At 64.8% G+C, this 19,830-nt stretch carries 17 protein-coding genes; 11 read left to right on the top strand and 6 right to left on the bottom strand.

Annotated features, from left to right (window positions below; all coding sequences use genetic code 11):
* The first annotated feature begins 246 nt into the window (after positions 1 to 246).
* Entirely contained in the window at positions 247 to 1,389 is a 1,143-nt protein-coding gene (locus tag AB0L63_RS24150) for a lipase family protein (RefSeq protein ID WP_364504888.1), read from the top strand.
* Between the two features lie 9 nt (positions 1,390 to 1,398).
* Complete coding sequence (locus AB0L63_RS24145; RefSeq protein WP_364505074.1) at positions 1,399 to 1,545, top strand: integrase core domain-containing protein; 147 nt, start codon at positions 1,399 to 1,401, stop codon at positions 1,543 to 1,545.
* A gap of 229 nt (positions 1,546 to 1,774) precedes the next feature.
* Here AB0L63_RS24145 and AB0L63_RS24140 read toward each other — a convergent pair whose 3' ends face one another.
* Positions 1,775 to 2,662: a dienelactone hydrolase family protein gene (locus AB0L63_RS24140; protein ID WP_364504886.1), complete on the bottom strand. Its 888-nt coding sequence runs from the start codon at positions 2,660 to 2,662 to the stop codon at positions 1,775 to 1,777.
* A 65-nt stretch (positions 2,663 to 2,727) separates the two neighbouring features.
* Here AB0L63_RS24140 and AB0L63_RS24135 point away from each other — a divergent pair, with 65 nt between their 5' ends.
* Together AB0L63_RS24135 and AB0L63_RS24130 are read left to right on the top strand one after the other, a co-directional pair.
* Complete coding sequence (locus tag AB0L63_RS24135) at positions 2,728 to 3,732, top strand: helix-turn-helix domain-containing protein (protein ID WP_364504884.1); 1,005 nt, start codon at positions 2,728 to 2,730, stop codon at positions 3,730 to 3,732.
* A gap of 250 nt (positions 3,733 to 3,982) precedes the next feature.
* Positions 3,983 to 4,144 carry a hypothetical protein gene (locus AB0L63_RS24130; RefSeq protein WP_364504882.1) on the top strand — a complete coding sequence of 54 codons (162 nt, stop codon included), beginning with the start codon at positions 3,983 to 3,985 and terminating at the stop codon, positions 4,142 to 4,144.
* 425 nt (positions 4,145 to 4,569) lie between these two features.
* Here AB0L63_RS24130 and AB0L63_RS24125 read toward each other — a convergent pair whose 3' ends face one another.
* Together AB0L63_RS24125 and secY are read right to left on the bottom strand one after the other, a co-directional pair.
* Positions 4,570 to 5,433, bottom strand: a complete 864-nt coding sequence (locus AB0L63_RS24125) for a response regulator transcription factor (RefSeq protein WP_364504880.1) — start codon at positions 5,431 to 5,433, stop codon at positions 4,570 to 4,572.
* A 14-nt stretch (positions 5,434 to 5,447) separates the two neighbouring features.
* The gene (secY, locus tag AB0L63_RS24120; RefSeq protein ID WP_364504878.1) at positions 5,448 to 6,767 is read right to left on the bottom strand and encodes a preprotein translocase subunit SecY; all 1,320 of its coding nucleotides are present in this window, start codon (positions 6,765 to 6,767) and stop codon (positions 5,448 to 5,450) included.
* Positions 6,768 to 7,151: 384 nt separating this feature from the next.
* On the opposite strand from secY, the gene AB0L63_RS24115 reads away from it, so the two are divergent.
* Entirely contained in the window at positions 7,152 to 8,591 is a 1,440-nt protein-coding gene (locus AB0L63_RS24115; protein WP_364505072.1) for a carboxylic ester hydrolase, read from the top strand.
* A 273-nt stretch (positions 8,592 to 8,864) separates the two neighbouring features.
* Here AB0L63_RS24115 and AB0L63_RS24110 read toward each other — a convergent pair whose 3' ends face one another.
* A complete protein-coding gene (locus tag AB0L63_RS24110) occupies positions 8,865 to 10,397 on the bottom strand; it encodes a helix-turn-helix domain-containing protein (protein ID WP_364504876.1) in 1,533 nt (510 codons plus the stop codon).
* 201 nt (positions 10,398 to 10,598) lie between these two features.
* On the opposite strand from AB0L63_RS24110, the gene AB0L63_RS24105 reads away from it, so the two are divergent.
* The 5 genes from AB0L63_RS24105 (at position 10,599) to AB0L63_RS24085 (ending at position 14,762) form a co-directional block, all read left to right on the top strand.
* Positions 10,599 to 11,084, top strand: a complete 486-nt coding sequence (locus tag AB0L63_RS24105) for a GreA/GreB family elongation factor (protein ID WP_364504874.1) — start codon at positions 10,599 to 10,601, stop codon at positions 11,082 to 11,084.
* A 588-nt stretch (positions 11,085 to 11,672) separates the two neighbouring features.
* Positions 11,673 to 12,542 carry an NAD(P)-binding domain-containing protein gene (locus AB0L63_RS24100; protein WP_364504872.1) on the top strand — a complete coding sequence of 290 codons (870 nt, stop codon included), beginning with the start codon at positions 11,673 to 11,675 and terminating at the stop codon, positions 12,540 to 12,542.
* 209 nt (positions 12,543 to 12,751) lie between these two features.
* A complete protein-coding gene (locus tag AB0L63_RS24095) occupies positions 12,752 to 13,309 on the top strand; it encodes a VOC family protein (protein ID WP_364504870.1) in 558 nt (185 codons plus the stop codon).
* A 202-nt stretch (positions 13,310 to 13,511) separates the two neighbouring features.
* On the top strand, positions 13,512 to 13,922 hold the full coding sequence (locus tag AB0L63_RS24090; RefSeq protein ID WP_364504868.1) for a hypothetical protein: 411 nt from the start codon (positions 13,512 to 13,514) through the stop codon (positions 13,920 to 13,922).
* A gap of 141 nt (positions 13,923 to 14,063) precedes the next feature.
* On the top strand, positions 14,064 to 14,762 hold the full coding sequence (locus AB0L63_RS24085) for a helix-turn-helix domain-containing protein (RefSeq protein WP_364504866.1): 699 nt from the start codon (positions 14,064 to 14,066) through the stop codon (positions 14,760 to 14,762).
* A gap of 56 nt (positions 14,763 to 14,818) precedes the next feature.
* On the opposite strand, the gene AB0L63_RS24080 is transcribed toward AB0L63_RS24085, so the two are convergent.
* Together AB0L63_RS24080 and AB0L63_RS24075 are read right to left on the bottom strand one after the other, a co-directional pair.
* Entirely contained in the window at positions 14,819 to 16,720 is a 1,902-nt protein-coding gene (locus AB0L63_RS24080; protein ID WP_364504864.1) for an FAD-binding monooxygenase, read from the bottom strand.
* Between the two features lie 121 nt (positions 16,721 to 16,841).
* A complete protein-coding gene (locus AB0L63_RS24075) occupies positions 16,842 to 18,224 on the bottom strand; it encodes an MFS transporter (protein ID WP_364504862.1) in 1,383 nt (460 codons plus the stop codon).
* Between the two features lie 89 nt (positions 18,225 to 18,313).
* Here AB0L63_RS24075 and AB0L63_RS24070 point away from each other — a divergent pair, with 89 nt between their 5' ends.
* Positions 18,314 to 19,828: a fumarylacetoacetate hydrolase family protein gene (locus AB0L63_RS24070; protein WP_364505070.1), complete on the top strand. Its 1,515-nt coding sequence runs from the start codon at positions 18,314 to 18,316 to the stop codon at positions 19,826 to 19,828.
* The last annotated feature ends 2 nt before the right edge of the window (positions 19,829 to 19,830 follow it).

The following is a 19,830-nucleotide window of genomic DNA, read 5'->3' as shown; positions in this document are numbered from 1 at the left end:
TCAGCTCAGTGAGTCTGAGAATGCACGCCGCGTGGACCCGGTTGGCCGAACTGGAGGTCGCATGCGGGGATCTGGTCCGCGTCGAGGACGGCCGGCGCCGGCTGCCGGATCGGTTGACCAACTGGCGCGGTCGGCGCCATCGCCGCTGTTGAATTATGGTGCAGGCCACTGAGTCAGCCATCTTCGAGGGTGTACCTCACCAGCGGTGGGGAGGATGTGCGGATTGTGCCGGTACGGTTGTGTGGCATGTCCGTAGTGTCCTTTCGGCGAGTGGCGCTGGTGGTAGCCGCGATCGTGTGTGCCTCGCTTGCTCTCGCAAGTCCGCCTGCGACGGCGAAGCTTTCGGATAGCGGAGAGCTGAGCAGGATCGGACTGCTCGATCCCGCATGGTCGTTCGCCAAGGCCGCGGTATCGTTCGAGGTCGTCTACTCGACGAAGGATCAGCATGACGCGCCCGCCGAGGGGTCGGGTGCGTTGTATCTGCCGTCCGGTGTGCCACCGCTGGGCGGGTGGCCGCTGGTCGTGTGGGCGCACGGCACCGCGGGCATCGGAGATTCCTGCGCACCATCGCATCGGCCGCAAACGCAGCGAAACAGCGCCTACTTCAACCAGATCCTGGACAGCGGGTATGCCGTCCTGGCACCCGACTACCAGGGGCTGGGCACTGCGGGACAGTTCAGTTACTACAACAGGAATGTCGAAGGACTGTCGATACTGGACGCGGTCGCGGCGATTCGCACCACCCCCATTCCGTTGTCGAGCAAATGGGTTGTCATCGGCCAGTCGGAAGGGGCGCACGCCGCGATGAGTGCGGCCAGCCTGTACGCCGAGCGCAGCGGCGGTCCGGCGACGGGGCTGAGCGGGGTGATAGCCACCGGCCTGCGCACCAACCCGAGTGCGAGCCTGCCGAAGATGTTCGAGCGAGCCTCGACCGGCTCCGAGAACCAAGTCGGGTACGCAGGGTACTTCCTGGCCTCGTTGGAGGAGTTGAACCCCGGCAGTGTGACCCCATTCCTTTCCGACTTCGGAAAGGAATTCGTGGAGAAGGCAACTTCGGAATGCCTTGCGGATCTGGTTGCGCGCGCGGGGGGCCGGCGGCCCGCGGCGCTGGTCGCCAACCCGGACGAACCGACGCCGACATTCGAAGCGGACATCACCGCGCTCGCCGGTTACCCGGAAGACCACTTCACCAGTGACGTCATGATCGGCTATGGCACCGCCGACATCGATGTTCCTCCCACAAACACGGAGAGTTACGGGAAAAGTCTCCAAGAGTTGAATCCCGGCATACAGGTGACGGTCGATAGTTACCCCGATAAAGACCATAGCGGCGCATTCCTGGCATCACTGCCGGATGCGTTGGCTTTCTTGAATACACACCTGCGCTGAAACGGTGTTATCGAGCGGTTCCTCGGAACTTTGAAGTATGAGCATTTGTTCCTCGGTCTGATCCCCGATGGCGACGCCTCGGACATGGAGGTCCACCGGTTCCGCTTTCTGTACAACACAATCCGTCCGCACCAGGCGCTGACCACTGATCACTGAACGGCGCACCGGTGACTCAGGAGGCGCCGAGGACGCGGTACAGGCATCGCGGCTCGAGGCCGTCGGCGCGGTGGCTCCAAGGTGGCTGCTTGCCCACGTTGGGCAACCTACCTGCCAACCATCTCGCGGTGTACTACATTTCCCGCAGTTCAATGCCAGTTGCATACGTCCAGCCGGATTGCTGGCAGTGCCGACCGGCGGCGCTGTCCCGGCCTTCTCGAAGTGCCGCTTACCTACGTCCAGCCGAGTTATTGTCGGTACCGCCAGAACCCTGATGGCCCGCGCCCTGATCGGCGAGTCTCTCAACCAGAAATGCGATGATCTCGTCGCGGACCGCTGCGGTGGGTTCGCCTTCGGCATCGATCAAATGAGCCGTCACAACGCTGTGAGCGCAGCCGACGAACTGCTCGAAGAACGGCGGCGGGGCGGGATTCGCCGCGGCAGCGGAAAGGACACGAGGCTCGAAACGAGGGCCGAGGGCCTCGGCATAGGCGGCGAAACGCGCTGCGGTGCAGAAGCGGTCGCCCTCGAAGCGGTAGGCGCGCACGACCAGGTTCTCGCGATCCAGAACTTCGCGCACAGACGCCAGGTCCTCGGGTGAAATCTCCAGTCCAGCAGGATTATCCAGCGGCAGGGAAGGCTGGCAGAGCACGGGGGCGAGCATCGACGGTTCCAGCATCATTGTCAGCGCGAAGTTCCCGGTAAAACACATTCCCACCGCGCCGACTCCAGGGCCACCGCATTCCCGGTGGGCGAGGGCCGCCAGGGCACGCAACCAGTCGGCGACCGGACTCTCAGCGCCGCCGCCGAATGCACGGAATTCGGCACTGACACAGGCACGTTTGAACACCGCGCGCCCCGCTTCGGCCTCCGGGTAGGCGCCATCGCGGCCGAACAGCGACGGCATGTACACCGTGAGCCCGGCGTCCCGGACCCAGCGGGCGAAGCGGGCTACATCGGGACTGATACCGGGCATTTCGGCCATCACGATGACCGCCGGTCCGGTTCCCGACACGTACACCGCGCGTGTGGCGTCGTGGAACGTAACCGTCCGGCGGTGGAAGTCGTCGAGTCGATCATCGCGGACATTATCAAAGGAGGGTTGCTGCACATTCACACCATGCCGGTCGCAGGCTGGCATCACCATTGACTGAATCGCCACTTTTCGGTCCAATCTTGCCAATGATCACTCATCTGATCCTCGAGGGTGTGCTCGAAGGAGCGCTTGGCATGGGCATCGACATCGTCGACACCGCTGCCGGACTCGCCCAGGCCCGCACACCCACGCACCGCGAGCATCTGCTGCGCCAACGCGTCATCTCGGTCGATGGCAAACCAGTGCGATCCGGAAGCGGACGATCAATTCCGGTAACAACCGAAAGCCCGTCCGCCGCTGTGAAATTCGGTTCAAGCGATATCTTGGTTCTTCCGGGTCCGTCTGCCGCGACCGAAGGACAAATTCACGAACTTCTGTCTCGCCCCGACACTGCGCAGGCAATTGAGCTGATCCGACAGGCCGCCGCCAACGGCGCAACCGTTGCCGCTTGCTGCTCGGCAACCTTCATCCTCGCCGCCTCCGGCCTGCTCTCCGGCCGCACCGCCACCACAACCTGGTGGCTCGCCCCTCTTTTCACCCGCCGCTTCCCCGACATCACCGTCCTGGTCGATCGCATGGTCATCGACACCGGCCCGGTCATCACCGCCGGCGCCGCCTTTGCCCACGCCGACCTCATGCTTACCCTCGTTGCCCGCCTCCACAGTGCGGCGCTGGCCGACCGCGTAGCCCGCTACCTCGTCCTCGATTCCCGCATGTCCCAATCCCGTTACATGATCCTCGAACACCTCCGCTCCACCGACCCCGCCCTGCGAGCCCTTGAACACCACATCACCACCAATCTCAGCCGCCAGCTAAGCCTCGCCGAATTGGCTAGCGCCGCATCCGTCTCTCCCCGCACCCTCGCCCGCCGCACTCACACCCACCTGGGCATGTCCCCCACCGAATACGTCCACCGCCTCCGCGTCAGCCATGCCGCAGCCCTGCTGGCCACTACCGACGACCCCATAGATGCCATCGCTGCCGCCGCTGGCTACGCCGACCCCTCTGCCTTCCGCCGCATCTACCGCCGCCACACCGGCGAATCCCCCACCGCCACTCGCACCCGCGCCCGAACCTCGACGCCGAACTGAAGCGAAGCGGAGTGGCGAAACGTGATCGCGCAGGCACATGCTGTCCTCGCACAGGCGGAAGCCCAGCGGGAGACCGCGGAGGCCATGTGTGTACTTGGAGCGTTGTCGGCACGAAGCGCAATCTGAACGAAGCAGACCGGCCCGCAACGGGAGTCGTGATCCCAGCAGATCTGGCGGGACCGCGGGCTGACCTCGCGGGACGAGTGGTGCTCACTCCGGTCCTCATACGCCCACCGGAAGGCCCCTCCTCGTGATCTTCAGGGACTCCGACCCTCGTTGGGACCCGGCATCGGCGCACCAGTACGAGGCGGTGCCGGGCGCCAAGCTGGAGTACCTTCGCGGAGTCGGGCATATCGCGATGCTCGAGGACCACGACGCCCTCGCCCGCTTGATTCTCGACCACGGACCCTAGGCCGTCACGAACGTCCCGGCCAGCAACAATTAGTTGGGACTTGGTTTAAAAGTTCGGCCGCTCTTCCTGATCTTGCTCGACAAGAAAAGCGGCACCGACCTGCAATTTGATTGGGCCTAACGCTCCACAACCCGAACACCCTGACGGACGAAGGGCCTGAGATCCGGCACTCGCGGTGCCCCTTCGGTCTCGAACAACTCTCGCTCCGAAGGGGCGCTGACCGCCATCCGGTGCGTAGTCGGATCGAACAGTACTGCGGCAGTGGCCTGCATACTCGATACTCGCCCGACCGCGCATTCCAGGGTTGGCTCGGACACGGCGTCACCATTCGGTGGCGCGTCTTTCGGCATTACAGTCACCTCTCTTCTGTGATCCCTTCGCGAAAACCGCTGCTGTCCTTCGCCATGTGACCGGCTCTCCCAGTTCTATAGCGACTGCGGGTACGGGCCGCCGGGAACGATGCGGCGTGTGTGGGCGTAGACGACGGCGTGTACGCGGTCGCGGACGCCGAGCTTTGCGAGCACGTTGGACACGTGGGTCTTGACCGTCTGTTCACCGACGCCGAGGGCGTCGGCGATCTCGGGATTGGTGTAGGCCTCAGCCATCAGGAGCAGGACCTCATGTTCGCGAGGAGTCAGTGCGGCGACTTCCGGTGCGGCGGGGAACGGCTCGATGCCGTGGGTCAGGCGCGTGATCAGGCGGCGGGTCAGGCGTGGATCGATCAGTGCGTCACGTTGTGCCGCGGTCCGGATGGCGGAGACCAGGTCGCGAGCCGGCATTGTTTTGGTGAGGAACCCGCTGGTGCCGAGACGTAGTGCGCGGTAGAGGTTTTCGTCGGTGTCCTCGGCGGCGAGGGTGAGGATTCGGCTGGTGCCGCCGAGTGCCGCGACCGTCTCGAAGGCGGCCGGGTCACCGAGACCGGGCATGTCGAGATCGAGGATGGCGATATTGGGTCGCAGCCGTCGCATCTCCCGGATGGCGGCAGCGCCGTCGCCGACCTCCGCGACGCATCGGAGGTCCGGCTGGCTATCGATGACTGCCCGAAGGCCCGAACGGAATACGATCTGATCGTTTGCGAGCAACACCGATATCATCGAATCCCGTGGCGCGGTCACGATGTCGACGGGTGGATCCGCGTCGCGCGGGTCGAGGCCCATCGTGGTGCTGCGGCCGGCGATCGGGGTGACGGCGTGCGCGCTGCCCGCCGACAGTACGGTGGCGCTGATCGCGAGCACAAGCGTGGACACCAGCCGCAGCAGCAGGGGGTGTGTCGAGGTGGTCGTGGCCATGTGCACAGTCTGCTTCAGCGCAGGAACCCCGTGTAGTTCTTGTTCATCAGTTGGCTCTCGAGTTGTTTGATCGTGTCGATGCCGACGCTTACCACGATCAGCACCGAGGTACCGCCGAACGCGAGGTCCTGGGCCGGGCTGCCGGAGCTGAAGTGCAGCAGCAGGTTCGGCAGCACAGCCACAGCACCGAGGTAGATGGAGCCGGGGAGGGTGATCCGGCTCGAGACAAAGTTCAAGTAGTCGGCGGTCGGCTTGCCTGGACGGTAGCCAGGGATGAAACCGCCGAACTTCTTCATCTCGTCCGCGCGCTGCTCCGGATTGAAGGTGATCGCCACATAGAAGTAGGTGAAGAACACGATCAGCGCGAAGTAGATACCCACGTAGACCGGGCTACTCGGGTTGACCAGGTACTTCTGGATCAGCCCCTGCCACTTGGCGGGGTTACCGGAACTCTTCTGGGTCAACTGCGCCAACAGGTTCGGCAGATACAGCAACGAGGACGCGAAGATGACCGGGATGACACTCGCCTGATTCACCTTCAGCGGCAGATAGGTCGAGGACCCGCCGTACATCTTGCGGCCGACCACGCGCTTGGCGTACTGCACCGGAATCCGGCGCTGGCCCTGCTCGATGAAGATGACGGCGACGATCAGCAGGAATATCGTCCCGCACACGACAGCGAAGGTCAGCCCACCCCTGCTGTCGACAATCGACTTGCCCTGGTTCGGGATTCGGACGGCGATACCGGTGAAGATCAGCAGCGACATCCCGTTGCCGACGCCGCGCTCGGTGATCTGCTCGCCGAACCACATGACCAGGGCCGCGCCCGCGGTCATGACCAGGACGATGATGAGCATGCCGAAGAGGGAGGTGTCGGCCAGGATGTTCTTGGGGCATCCGCGCAGCAGTTGCCGCCGTGCGGCCAGTGCCACCAATGTCGTTGCCTGCAGGACTGCCAACGCCATCGCGACATAGCGGGTGTACTGGGTGATTCTGGCTTGGCCGGATTGCCCCTCGGTGCGCAGCTCCTCGAATCGCGGGATCACGACGGTCAGCAACTGAGTGATGATGCTGGCGGTGATGAAAGGCACTATGCCGATCGCGAACACCGACAGTTGCAGCATCGCGCCGCCGGAGAAGAGGTCGATCAGCTGGTAGATACCGGCCGATTCACCACCGGAGACGAGCCCGATACAGCTGCGGACCGACTTGTAGTCGACGCCGGGCGACGGCAGCGCCGCGCCCAGGCGATACAGCGCCAGCAGGCCCAGCGTGAACAGGATCTTCCGCCGCAAGTCCGGGGTCCGCACAGCCGGTACGAAGGCGGAAAGCACAGATCCTCCTGGTGAATGTGTGTGTCGGACGGGGTGATTGGCCCTGCCCAGGGGCTTCGACGCTACGGATGGTCGCGCCCGCCCACGTCGGCCGCGAGGTGGAATTCGACCTCCCCCGATGGAGGGAACCGGGAGGATCAACGCATCAGCGGAGCCGCATGCCTCGGTAGGAGATCGCGGTTTCACGGCGACACGCCGCCCCAACCCGCGAAAGCCGCACTACCGCAGCATCACTCGGAAACAACGCTCAGATTCTCGGACAACGCCGCAACACCGGCCCGCCGTCAGAGGTTGAAAGACAAGCTCAGACTGCGGTCGATTTCCCGGACCGGCAGAATCGGATAGGTGAGGTTGGCGGAGTTCTTGTTTTGTGTTGCGAATGCGATGGGATTGGCTGCGCTGACTGCCCCGTTGCGCGGTCGGGCGCGCCAGGTTCGGCATCTCGCCGCGATCCCGCCAATTGCAGCGGTTGCCCAGGTGATCGTCGAAGGATACCGCTGGCAGATGATTCCGGCGTACGCGCTGTGCGCGGCAGTCGGCGTGTCGTGGTCGCTTCGGGTCGCCCGCCCCGCGCGGCGGTCGCGATGGACTCGCTATGTTGGGATGAGTATCGGGATCGTCGTGTTCGTTGTCTCCGTGACGGCGCCGGTTGTTGTTCCGGTTTTCCGGTTTCCACAACCTGGTGGGCCATACTCGATCGGCACAGTGACCTACCATTGGCGCGACGCCGATCGACGAGAAATCTTCAGCACTGATCCAGCTGCCCGCCGCGAGCTGATGGCACAGGTCTGGTATCCAGCCGAGCCCGGGGCCAAAGCCCCTACAGCGCCCTACGTCTCGGACGCAAGGACACTGTCGGCTGCGGCGGGTCAGCTCCTTCATATCCCGGAATTCGCCTTCGACTTCTGGGACATGGTTCCCACCCACGCTCTCCAGATGCCGCCGATGGCATCGACTCGCCCCAAATACCCAGTGCTGGTTTTCGCATCAGGATTGAATGCTTTCCGTCAGTCCAACATGTTTCAGGTCGAGCAATTGGTATCGCGTGGCTTCGTCGTTGTCGGTCTCGATCAGCCATACACATCCGCTGTGACCGTTTTTCCTGACGGACGCACGGTTGCGGGATGGACCAAGGACCGGGTGTATCCCGCTGTCGAGCAGAGCATCACACCGATCACACCCGCACCCCCACTCGGCGATGTCGAGTTACCGAACGGTCTAATCCCCTACCTTGCACAGGATGTCAGCTTTGCCCTGGATCAACTGGCCCGGGTGAATACCGCGGATCCGCACGGGTTGCTTACCCATCGACTGGACCTGGATCAGGTCGGCGCGTTCGGTGTCTCACTCGGAGCTATGGTGGTCGGTGCGGCATGCCACGCCGACCCGCGGCTGTGGGCATGCTTGATGATGGATGCTGCGATGCCCGCGGATGTCGTGCGCGATGGCCTGCAGCGGCCGAACATGTGGCTGACCCGCGATGCCGATTCCATGCTGCTGGAACGAAGCCGAAGCGGCGGCTGGCCGGACCGTGATATCGACGAAACCCTCACGACACAGCGAAAAGTGTTTACAGAAAGCCCTCCGGGATACGGTTACTACGTCGAGATCCCCGGCATGTTCCATGTGAACTTCACTGACGCCCCGAGCTGGACGCCGATAGCGGAGATACTCGCGATCTCAGGACCGATTGGTGGAAAGCTCGGCCACGAGATCGTCGCCGCGTACTCCGTGGCCTTCTTCGACCGATTCTTGGCTGGCAATCATTCAGCGCTACTCGATGCCCCGCCGCCCTGGAGTGAGGTCCACATCGACAGGCGCTGAGCGAAACCGTAGTCCCCATCCGGATCGGCCAAATGATGTCGGAGTATGGCGTTACCGCTGTTTTATCGGCATCTTCGGGCGAATCAAGCAGGGGCAGAGGTTATTTCAAGGTCGTTCACGCGAACCGTGACCTGATGTCCCGCGAAGCTGAACCTTTGGACTGCAATGCCGTCCAGACCCATACCACTGCGGAGCAGTGCCCTGAGATATGTCGTATCGGTGTGTGAGCGGTTGTGGCCGTATTGGTTGTACCTGCCATCGGGGCACGGCACGCTACTCCGATCGAATCGACAATGCGATCAGCATCGCGATCCGTTTACCCGGGTCATCCATATCCAAATCGGTGATCTGTCTCATTTTCCTGATCCGATAGCGCACCGTATTGGGGTGAACCTTCAGCGTCTCCGCCGTCGCGTTCAGGTCGCCTTGTGCCGCCAGCCAAGCCTTCAGTGTGGGGATGTGTTGAGTGGCGTTCTGGGCGTCGTACTCGGCCAATCGCGCTACCGGCCCGCGCCCCGGGATCCTGCCGTTGGCAGCGACTGCTTTCAGCCGCTGTATCAGAATCCGGTCCCATGAATCGTCGTAGCAGACCGGAGTAGCGGCGCCGGCGCCGGCATGCAACGCCATGCTCTCGTCCGCCTCCTGTCGGCTGGCGGGCAGGTCTCGGGCATCGGCGGTGCCTCCGATGCCTGCGACTACGTTGATGTGCGAGGGTAGTTCGGCGGCAAGGGATTCGATCCAGCGCAGTGCAGGCCCAGGGTCGTCGCCGGCAGGAATGACGGTGTACACGATATTTCCGAAGAGAGTGCTGCGGCCGATGCGGGACCAGCCGAAGCCTGTTGTGGCGCGTTCGAAGGCGAGCAAGATACCCGCGTTCCGTTCGTCGGCGGTATCTGCTTGGAGTGCGATGACTCGAAGGTTGTGCGAGGGGATTCCCAGTTTGTGGGCAACCGCCTCGGCGTTCGCGGTGCCGTCGATCAGTTGAATGACGAGTTCCGACTCGACTTGACGTTCCAAGTCTGCGCTGACGCGGGAGCGTAGCAGATGCAGTCCGACGGTGTGGGCGCCATCCTTCAGGATTTGCGCCCGCACTTCGTCCAACGGCTCTTCAGCCGAGACCCATACGGAGCCGAGTAATTCCCGCCCTGCTCGCACAGCGGCTGCGGTGCGCCCGCGCAGACCATGGTCGACAGAGGGGGGAACGTAAATTGGCGTATCGGAGCGGGCGAAGTGTGTGAAGACCTCCCGCTGGTCGAAAAACGCACGGACATGATCGGGGGTTCGGCGCCCGAGGATCGTGCTCAATCGAGCGGGGTCGGTATCGTCATGGGCACTCGAATACGCCATTACTCGGGACAACTGGTCCTCGATGGTGACCGGGGCGCTGATCGTTGCCGCGATCGTGTCCGCAAGTGCGAAAAGGTCACTGGGGCCCCTGCCGGACTCTGTTTCTCGTCCTTCGAGCACCAACCCGTAGACGACCGAGGCGATCTGACTCCAGGAAACGCTCGGATCGACCAGTAGAAGCGCGCTGTCGGTACTGTGCAGTGCATCGACAAGTGCTCGGCTCATCGTCTCGGTGGTCCGAACCACCGCGAGTATTGCTCGCGCCTCCGCGGCCAGCGTGACACCTTCTTCCAGATTCGCCACCCCTACCGCGAGGAAAACATCGCCGAGCGACGCGTGCGGGCGAACCGGGTCATGTACTGCCACACTGTGCAACTCGCGATCGCGGGTGGACGTGCATCCGTACAGATGCGTGCCGTACCGCCCGAGAATGTTGATCAACCGATCCAGCTTGACCATCGTTGCCTGCCTCGGTTGCTACACACAAGGTTGCACTCTACGACATTGTCATATTTCTACAATCCAGGCTTCCAAGTTAGTCGGCTTGGAACAAACCATGAGACATCTGGCTGAGCCATGCTTCGGAGAGAGGTGTTGGGACCGATGCGTCGTCGTGGAACGGTGCACCGGGTGGGGCGCAGTAGGAACAGAGGGAACGAGATGACAGGAACGGCACTGGTCTGGTTGACGCAAGAGGCTCACAACCGACTGCACGGAGAGCTACGCGAGTTGCGCGCGGCAGGGCACGAACGGCGATCGGTCGAAAAGAGCGAGGGGCCCAACGACGAAGGGGCGCCGGACATCCAGTGGCGGCAGGCGCGCATACGCGAACTCGAGGACCTGCTCCTCCGGGCCGTGGTCGGCGAAACACCGCCGGACGACGGAATAGCCGAGCCGGGCATGGTGCTCACTGTCCGATTCGATCACGAGGACGGGACCGAGACCTTCCTACTAGGAGTGCCGGACGGTTTCGATGGGGATGAATTGGAGGTCTATTCGCCCGAGTCGCCGCTGGGGCAGGCCCTGGCAGGTGCACGTCAAGGGGAAGCCCGCTCTTACCGCGTTCCGAACGGAGCCACCATGAAGGTGCGATTGATACAGGCGGTTCCGTACGGACAGCACAGACAACGTCGAGCAGCAGGCTGATGTGTCCCTGATTGCAATGGCTGCCGCATTAGCCGTATTGCTCTGGCTGGTCATTGTGGCCAGACGACTACCGCGCTCGCGATGCTCGACATGCGGCCACTCGAATTATGTGCACGACTCGACCGACGGATGGTGCCGCAGCAAATTCGGCACCGGCATCGACGACGACTGGGTGTACCGGAACCACGACCTCGGTTGCCCATGCAGCCGATTCACCGCATCGCCCCGGCTGAGCCGGATCGGCTCGACCAGACGGATTCACTAGGTTGTCGACTCGCCAGCAGAGAACCGCTCGATAAGCGGCATTATCGAGTACTTCCGCAAACTGTAGTCAGCATGTGGGCGAGCCGGCCGCGACAAGTTGTCGCCGATCCGGGCGCCTGAGTTGTCTCCGTTGCGGTGGATGTCCGACGAGAACGCCGACCACTCCCAACTCCTGGCCGACAGTGCCGCAGATCTGCTCACCATTGGGTTGCGACAGCCGCCGTCACCCTCGGCCCAGAACCGGCCGAACGCAGGTCTCGAACTCGATACAGTCTGTTCGCTACACATTAGCTAGCGGGTCGGGTGTCGTTAGACTGAGCCACCATGACGCGAATCGGTTTCATCGGCGTCGGGGATATGGGATCACGGATGGCGGCGCGACTATTGAGCGTGGGCCACCAGGTCACCGTATTTGATATCGCGCCCCAACGCGTCGCAGATATGGTGGCCGTTGGTGCGGAGGCCGCCACCACCCCGGCAGCTGCGGCGCGAGACGCCGACCTTGTGATCAGCTCGGTCATGTCGGCGGATATCCCCACCGCACATCTGGCCGCCGACGGCATCCTGGCGGGACTGCGGCCAGGCGCTGTGCTGGCGGTGACCTCGACCACCACACCCGCGATTCTCAACTCGATCGCCTCCGCGATGCCGCCGCGGACCCATCTGCTGGACGCCGCGCTTGTCGGCGGAGTCCGCTACGCCGCCGAGGGCACGCTGACCGTCCTGCTCGGCGGCGACGAGGAGCCCGCCGCCGCCAGCGAGCCGATCCTGTCGTCGTTCGGGGAGGTAGTCCGCGTCGGACCGCTCGGCTCAGGGGTCGCCTACAAACTGATCACCAACGTGGTGGTCATGGCTGCCGAAGCCGGGTTACGCGAAGCGCTGGACCTCACCGACCTACTCGGTGGCACCTACACAACAGCTTTGGACCTGCTGGCTCGCGGTCCGATGGCCGCGGTCGTGAACCGCGCACTCGACCGCGGCAATCCGAGACCGGTGCGCGCCTCCGCCGCCGACTTCGACGTACTGATCGATGCTGGCGGGGCGGAGAACCTGCCGATCTGCGCCGCCGCCCGCACACGGTTGTGGGCCGCCGCGACGGCCGCTGACTCACCGATGTTCTACGACCTGACAACTCACCTCACCGCGCTACCCCGCTATCGTCGGCCGACGGTCGGGACGTCCACCACCTCGTGATGGGGCCGGCTCAGACCAGAGAATGGCCAGGTGGGGCTCTGGCCTGGTGGCGGCGAGGACAAGCGCTACTCCAGCCCTGGACCCGCCCGGCTCTGGCGAGCATCCGGTACGACCGAAGACGGTTGTGTACAGCACTCATCCCAGTGAGCTCGTCCTGCCTCACAAGGCGGGCTGCACCGCCGATGAACCCGAAAAGCACGATGCTCGAGGTGCGGACCGACTTCGCGGCCGCCATTGACAACGTTCGGCGGGATTGCGACGCCGTCGAAGACCACCTCGACGCCGACACCCCGCATCTGACCGACCAACCACGAAAGGAGGCAGCGGTGACGAACACTGCCGACTTGCCCGCCCCTGAACAAGGACTGCTGGTGACGCATTTTCTCACTGTGTCCGACGTGGCCCGCTCCCGAACCTTCTACGCCGACATCTTCGGTGGCCGGGTGGTGCTCAACGAAAACCCTTGCATCGTCAAGGTCGCCAACAGCTGGATCATCATGAACCCCGGCGGCGGACCCACCCCGGACAAACCCGATGTTGTCCTGCGCCCGCCCGAGGCGACCGATATCGTTTCGGCGTTTTTGAACGTTCGCGTAGCTGACATCGCTGCCTTCTATTCCGACGCGCGCCGCAAGGGCGCCGAGTTTCTCACCGAGCCTCTCGACCGCAAAGCCGAAATTCGCTGCTACATGCGTGACCCGGACGGCTATCTCATCGAAATCGGCCAAGCCACCGGCATGCTCGAAGGGATCTACGCCGACCTCTGAATAGTCACGTTTCGATATCCCGTCAAGGGGTTGGCGAGAATCCGGTTACGTCCTGCGCGAAGTCAATTCGGACCGGGCCATCTCGCGTGCAGCGGACGACCGGCGAAGTGAACTCGAACATGATGCCGGCCCGGTTAACCGCCATGGCGGGGGCTGGTCGCCGGGACGGAATTCGGCCAATTGCTTTCGCGCCGAAGAGATCGTGACCGTCGAAGGGATCCCTGCGAATGTGCCTTCGTGGCGCGAAATCGAAGGCATAGCGGTCGAATCCACCGAACTCGGTGAGCCGATCTACGCATGGCTGTACGACGGCGGCTGCACCTTCGAGTTCGAGTACGGACGTATCCAGGTCCTTCGTCAGGTCGGCACCATGGCACGGTTCGTGCTTGCCGAAGCCGACGAGTCGTTCAGCGTCACGCTTCCGCATGGCGAGATGCTCGAGACCGACCAGATCCACACGACAGTGGATGCCGAGTTCGAAGGCATTTTCATGCACCTCACCGAGCACCGAGAGCTGGCCGAGTTCACCGACCCTGCCGGTTTCATGCTCGACGCCGATTCAGGCTTCTATCGGTTGGCCGACTGGAGCACCCCAGAGCATTCGGGGCACTGATGTCGGCTCCGGACCAGGATCGTGCGAGACAATACCGACATCAATGCTGCAGCGATGATCGCATAGTGAATTCTGAAATCTATTATCGAGCAGGGCCGTGCGTGCGAGGGCACGCGCAACGAAAAGGAAGGTGCGGCTCTCGTGCTCGAGAAATCAAGAGGCTCCGCCGGTTCGCAGACCCTGAGCCGCGGCATCCGCCTGCTCGAGATCCTCGCCGCGGCAGGCCGCGGCATGACGATCGACGAGCTCGCCGAATCCCTCGGCGTGCACCGATCGGTCGCCTACCGGCTGCTGCGCACGCTCGAGGATCACGGCCTGATCGCTCGTGACCCGTCGGGCCGCATCGCGCTCGGCGCGGGCCTGGCCGCGCTTGCCTCCGGTGTCTCGCGCGACATGCAGCAGGCGGCGCTGCCGGAATTGCGCGCGGCCGCGGACGAACTGGGCATGACCTGTCTGCTAGTGGTGCGGCTCGACCGAGACGAGGCCGTCACTCTCACCAGCGCGGCGCCGGAGCACAGCGTGGCCGTCACCTACCGCCCCGGCCATCGGCACCCGCTGACCCGCGGCGGACCCGGCAAGGCGATCCTGCTCGAACTGCCGCAACAACAGTGGCCGCAAGAGCTGCACGAGGAGCTGACCCGCAGTCGGGCGCGTGGGTTCGCCGTCAGTCATGACGAAGTGGTGCCGTCGCTGCGTTCGGTGGCCGTCCCACTCGTGGTGCCCGGTCAGCCCGCCGCGTCGATCGCAGCCATCCACGTGTCGCTCCCCCGGCCCGAGGCCGAGATCGCCGAGCGCCTCACTGCGGTGGCTGAAGCCGTCGCCCGGACGCTGGGCGGCTAGAGCGGTCGGCGCACAGCGGCCCGCCGTGGGTGAGGTCCCGCTGTGCGCCGACCCGTTCAGACGGCGCTCAGCCGCCGCACGAAGATCCCACCGAAGAAGGCGGCGAGTTCGTCCATCGCGTCGAGCGGCAGCACGTTGGCGACGTACTGGTCGGGGCGCACCACGACCACCGCACCGTCGCGGGAGACGCCCCGCGCGACGAAGATGTCGTCGGCAGGGTCGGCGGCGTACACCTTCTCGTAGTCAGTGACCTGGAAGGGGCCGACCTTCGGCAGGAACACCGCGGGCACGGTGCCGAGATCGACGCCGGTGTGGTCCTGCTGGTAGATCACCTTCACGTCGAACCAGCTGTCGATGTCGGCATCTTCGGGAGTGTGGGCAAGCAGGGGCGACGCCGGTGCGGTGCGCAGCCATTCGGCCAGCTCGGTCGTCCTCGACGGCTCGCCGGCGGCGGGCGCGTCGGCGAAGACATAGAGGCGCCAACGTCCATCGGCGGTCGCATGGTGGCCGAGGTGCTTCGGGTTCGCGTCGCACACGCGTGTCACGACGTTCGACTTGAAGCGCTTGCCGACCGGGAACCCTGTCGCGATCTCCTGGTGTGCGGCCGCGGCGACGAGCATCGACGGCGCGTACTGCGTCATGAAGCCCGCGGGGAACTCCGCGGTCTTGACGTAGAACTCCTCGAGCTGGGTGGGATCCTCCAGTTCTTCGGGTTTCGCCGCCATCAGGGTCGACCATTGCCGGTCGAAGTCGATGAGGTTCTGCGCGATGACCTGACGCTCGGCCGAGTAGGTGTCGAGAATCGCCTCAGGGGCGCGGCCGTCCAGCACGTGCGCCAGCTTCCAGGCGATGTTCCACCCGTCCTGCATCGACACGTTCATGCCCTGTCCCGCCTTGGCGGAATGGGTGTGGCAGGCATCGCCGGTAATGAACACCCGCGGGGTGCGGGTTCCGCACTGCTCGGGGTGCACGTCGTCGAACTTGTCGGTCACGCGGTGGCCGACCTCGTACACGCTGCGCCACGCGACGTGCTTCACCTGCAGCGTGTAGGGATGCATGATCCGGTTCGCGCGCTCCTCGACCTCCTCTTGCGACGTCTCGCGCACTTTGCCGTTGTCGTCCTCGGGCACCTCGCCGAGGTCCACGTACATGCGGAACAGGAAGTTGCCCTCGCGCGGGATGTGCAGGATGCTGCCGCCGTCGTGCGACTGGATGGCGCACTTGGTGCGGATGTCCGGGAAGTCCGTCTCGGCGAGCACGTCCATCACACCCCACGCGTGGTTGGCCTGCCCGCCGATGAACCGGCGCCCGATGGACTCGCGCACCTTGCTGCGCGCACCGTCGCAGCCGATCACGTACTTGGCCTTGACTGTGCGCTCCTGGCCGTCCTGGCTGCCCGCCGTGTGCCGCAGGGTCACAGTGACCGGGTACTCGTCCTCCTCGGCGATGTCGAGGGTGACGAACTCGTAGCCGTAGTCCGGCTCGAGGCGCGTCGGCGCGTTCCGCGCCACCTCGGCAAAGTAGTCGAGCACGCGCGCCTGGTTGACGATGAGGTGCGGGAACTCGCTGATCCCGGTCGCGTCGTCGGGGGTGCGCGCGGCGCGGACGATGTTGCGCGGATTCTGCGGATCGGGTTTCCAGAACGCCATCTCGGTGATGCGGTAGGCCTCCGCGATGACGCGCTCGGCGAAGCCGAACGCCTGAAAGGTCTCCACGCTGCGCGCCTGGATCCCGTCGGCCTGCCCGACCTCGAGCCGACCGGCACGGCGCTCGACGATGCGGGTGTTGATAGTCGGGAACTGCGCCAGCTGGGCCGCGGCGATCATGCCCGCCGGGCCCGAGCCGACGATGAGCACGTCCACCTCGCCGGGGAGCCCGGCGGGGCGATCGATGCCAGAACTGGCGGGTGGCTGGATGCGCGGGTCACCGGACACGTAGCCGTGGTGATGGAACTGCACGGAATCTCCTCACTCCATGGGACGAGTTGTGTTCGATAATGGAACACTGAATTCTCATATAGAGTTCTACGATAATAGAAGGGGTGACCCGGCTCTCACACAACCGGCCTCCCGCCGCGGATCACTTCTCCCAGGCGTAGATGCCCACCTGCTGTTCGGCTTCGTTGGACGGGCGCAGGTCGATGCCCTTGCGGTCGCGTAGCAGCAAGGTGCCGACCAGGCCGAGCACGGTCATGCCGAGCAGGTAGTAGGCGACATTCGCCGACGAACCCGTCGTCTGCTGGATCCACTGCGCGATCGTCGGGGCGAACGCGCCGCCCAGGATCGAACCGAGCGCGTAGGAAATCGACACTCCGGAGAACCGGACCGACGCAGGGAAAAGCTCGGTGTACCAGACCGATTGAGCGCCGTAGGTGAAGCCGAGTCCCAGCGTGAGCAACACCAGTCCAACGCCGAGCAAGCGCACATCACCGGTGTTCACCAGCGGGAACAGGGTGAGCACGAAAACACCCTGCACGCACCAGCCGATGATGTAGGTGGCCCGGCGACCGAGGTAGTCCGACGCCCAGCCCGCGACGAACGTGGCGATCAGCCAGCTCACCGAGGATGCGGTCACGGCCCACAACACGGCGCCGCGATCGAGCGCGAGCGGTCCATTCGGATTGGTGGCGTACCCCTGGATGTAGCCGCCGGTCGTCATGTAGCCAACGGTGCTGTTGCCCGCGAAGACCAGCGCCGACAGCAGTACCAGCGGAGTGAAGCGGGCGAACAGCTCGGCGGCGGGCGCCTTGGTCTGCTCCTTGCGCTCGGCGATCTCGGTGAACACGGGGCTTTCCTCGACTCGGCGGCGGACCCAGGAGCCGATGAGGATCAATACGATGGAGAACAGGAACGGGATGCGCCATCCCCAATCGAGGAACGCGTCACCGGGGAAGAGCGCGTTCATCGTCGCCATCATGGCGCTGGCCAGCAGCAATCCGATCGGAACGCCGATCTGCGGCATCGCGCCGAAGAGTCCGCGGCGGGCCGGCGGCGCATGCTCGACGGCCATGAGGACGGCGCCGCCCCACTCGCCACCCGCCGAGACACCCTGCAATATCCGCAGCAGCACCAGCAATATCGGTGCCCAGATGCCGATGGAGGCATACGTCGGCAACAGGCCGATCAGCGCCGTGGCCAGGCCCATCAGGATGAGGGTGGTCACCAGCACCGGCCGGCGGCCGATCTTGTCGCCGAAATGACCGGCCAGGAATGCGCCGAGCGGGCGGAAGAGAAAACTGACCCCGACGGTGAGGAAGGCCAGGATCGTTCCGAAACCGGAACCGGCCGGCTTGAAGAACAGCTGGCCGAACACCAGCCCGGCGGCGGATGCGTAGACGAAGTAGTCGTACCACTCCACCGCTGTGCCGACCACGGTGGCGACCGCAACGCGCCTGCGGTCGGCGGCCGAAGCGAGCGCGCCGGGCGGCGTGACCGAACCGGCGGCTGAAAGATTCGCTGACATCTGACACTCCTTTGTGACGTCGTCGTGAGTCCGTCCTCACAAACGACTTTGCGACGACGATATGATCGTATACGATTTCAGATATGACAATGGGCAAAGGAGTTCCGATCGGCACGCCGACGATCGATCCCCGGTTCGCGGCCCTGCCCGGCCCACCCGGCAAGATCGTCGCGGTACACCTCAGCTACGAGTCGCGCGCCGCGCAGCGGGGGCGCAAACCCGCCGCGCCGTCGTACTTCTTCAAGCCCGCCAGTTCCGTCGCAGCCTCCGGATCCGAAATCGAACGGCCCGCGGGAACGGAACTGCTCGCGTTCGAGGGCGAGATCGCCCTTGTCATCGGCACGCCCGCTCGGCACGTCTCGATCGAGGACGCGTGGGCGCACGTCGCGTGGGTCACCGCGGCCAACGACTGGGGGCTCTACGACCTGCGCGGCAACGACAAGGGCTCGAACGTCCGCAATAAGGGCCGCGACGGTTACACACCGCTCGGCCCTGGGCTCATCGACGCGCGCAGCGTCGACCCGGCGGCGTTGCGCGTACGCACCTGGCACAACGGACAGCTCGTGCAGGACGACACTACATCGGCCCTGATCTTCCCGCTCGCGCAGTTCGTGGCCGACCTGTCGCAGCATTTCACGCTCGAGACCGGCGACATCATTCTCACCGGCACCCCGGCAGGCTCGTCGGTCGCGGTGCCGGGCGACGTGATCGAGGTCGAGGTCGACGCTCCCGGCGCGGCGAGCGCACCCACCAGCGGACGCCTCGTGACGAGGGTCGTCGAGGGCTCCGCCGTCTTCGACCCCGCGCTCGGGTCGCTGCCCTCGGTCGATGACCAGCAGCGCGAGGAAGCGTGGGGATCGCGAGCTGCCGCGGGACTTTCCGCCGCCGAGCCGCCGTCTTCGGCGCTTTCCCCCGCCCTCCGGGCGAAACTGCTGGAGGCCCCGGTGGCGGGACTGTCGCAGGCGCTGCGCAAACGCGGCTTGAACAACGTCTCGATCGACGGAGTGCACCCGCTGCGTCCGGGGACGAAGTTGGTCGGCACAGCGAAAACCCTGCGGTTCGTGCCGAACCGCGAGGACCTCTTCCGTAGCCACGGCGGCGGCTACAACGCGCAGAAGCGCGCCTTCGACGCCGTCGCCCCCGGCCAGGTGATCGTCATCGAAGCCCGCGGCGAACGCGGCTCGGGAACCCTCGGCGACATCCTGGCGCTACGCGCCAAGGCGCGGGATGCGGCAGGTATCGTCACCGACGGCGGCGTGCGCGACAGCGCCACAGTCGCGGACATCGGCATCCCGGTGTTCGGCCGGGGCGGGCACCCAGCCGTACTGGGACGCAAGCACGTTCCGTGGGACGTCGACATCGCCATCGCCTGCGGCGGCGCGACGGTGCTTCCCGGCGACGTCATCGTCGGGGACGACGACGGCGTCATCGTCATCCCGGCCGCGCTCGCCGAAGAGGTCGCCGACGCGGCTCTCGCGCAGGAGATCGAGGACGCCTGGGTCGCCGAGCAGGTGGCTGCGGGACACCCTGTCGACGGCCTGTTTCCGATGAATGCCAAGTGGCGGGCGCGCTATGCGGAGGCACACGGCGATGCGAAGGCATGATT

It is taken from the genome of Nocardia sp. NPDC051990 (genome assembly GCF_040680755.1).
In the GTDB taxonomy this organism is placed as follows: Bacteria; Actinomycetota; Actinomycetes; order Mycobacteriales; family Mycobacteriaceae; genus Nocardia.
This window is presented reverse-complemented; position numbering and strand designations above follow the sequence as displayed.

What these genes read in the sequence shown, in the direction of transcription:
- AB0L63_RS24150 (WP_364504888.1), top strand. Translation starts at nt 247, where the DNA reads ATGTCCGTAGTGTCCTTTCGGCGAGTGGCGCTGGTGGTAGCCGCGATC.
- AB0L63_RS24135 (WP_364504884.1), top strand. Translation starts at nt 2,728, where the DNA reads ATGATCACTCATCTGATCCTCGAGGGTGTGCTCGAAGGAGCGCTTGGC.
- AB0L63_RS24125 (WP_364504880.1), bottom strand. Translation starts at nt 5,433, where the DNA reads ATGGCCACGACCACCTCGACACACCCCCTGCTGCTGCGGCTGGTGTCC.
- AB0L63_RS24115 (WP_364505072.1), top strand. Translation starts at nt 7,152, where the DNA reads ATGGGATTGGCTGCGCTGACTGCCCCGTTGCGCGGTCGGGCGCGCCAG.
- AB0L63_RS24110 (WP_364504876.1), bottom strand. Translation starts at nt 10,397, where the DNA reads ATGGTCAAGCTGGATCGGTTGATCAACATTCTCGGGCGGTACGGCACG.
- AB0L63_RS24105 (WP_364504874.1), top strand. Translation starts at nt 10,599, where the DNA reads ATGACAGGAACGGCACTGGTCTGGTTGACGCAAGAGGCTCACAACCGA.
- AB0L63_RS24100 (WP_364504872.1), top strand. Translation starts at nt 11,673, where the DNA reads ATGACGCGAATCGGTTTCATCGGCGTCGGGGATATGGGATCACGGATG.
- AB0L63_RS24075 (WP_364504862.1), bottom strand. Translation starts at nt 18,224, where the DNA reads ATGTCAGCGAATCTTTCAGCCGCCGGTTCGGTCACGCCGCCCGGCGCG.
- AB0L63_RS24070 (WP_364505070.1), top strand. Translation starts at nt 18,314, where the DNA reads ATGGGCAAAGGAGTTCCGATCGGCACGCCGACGATCGATCCCCGGTTC.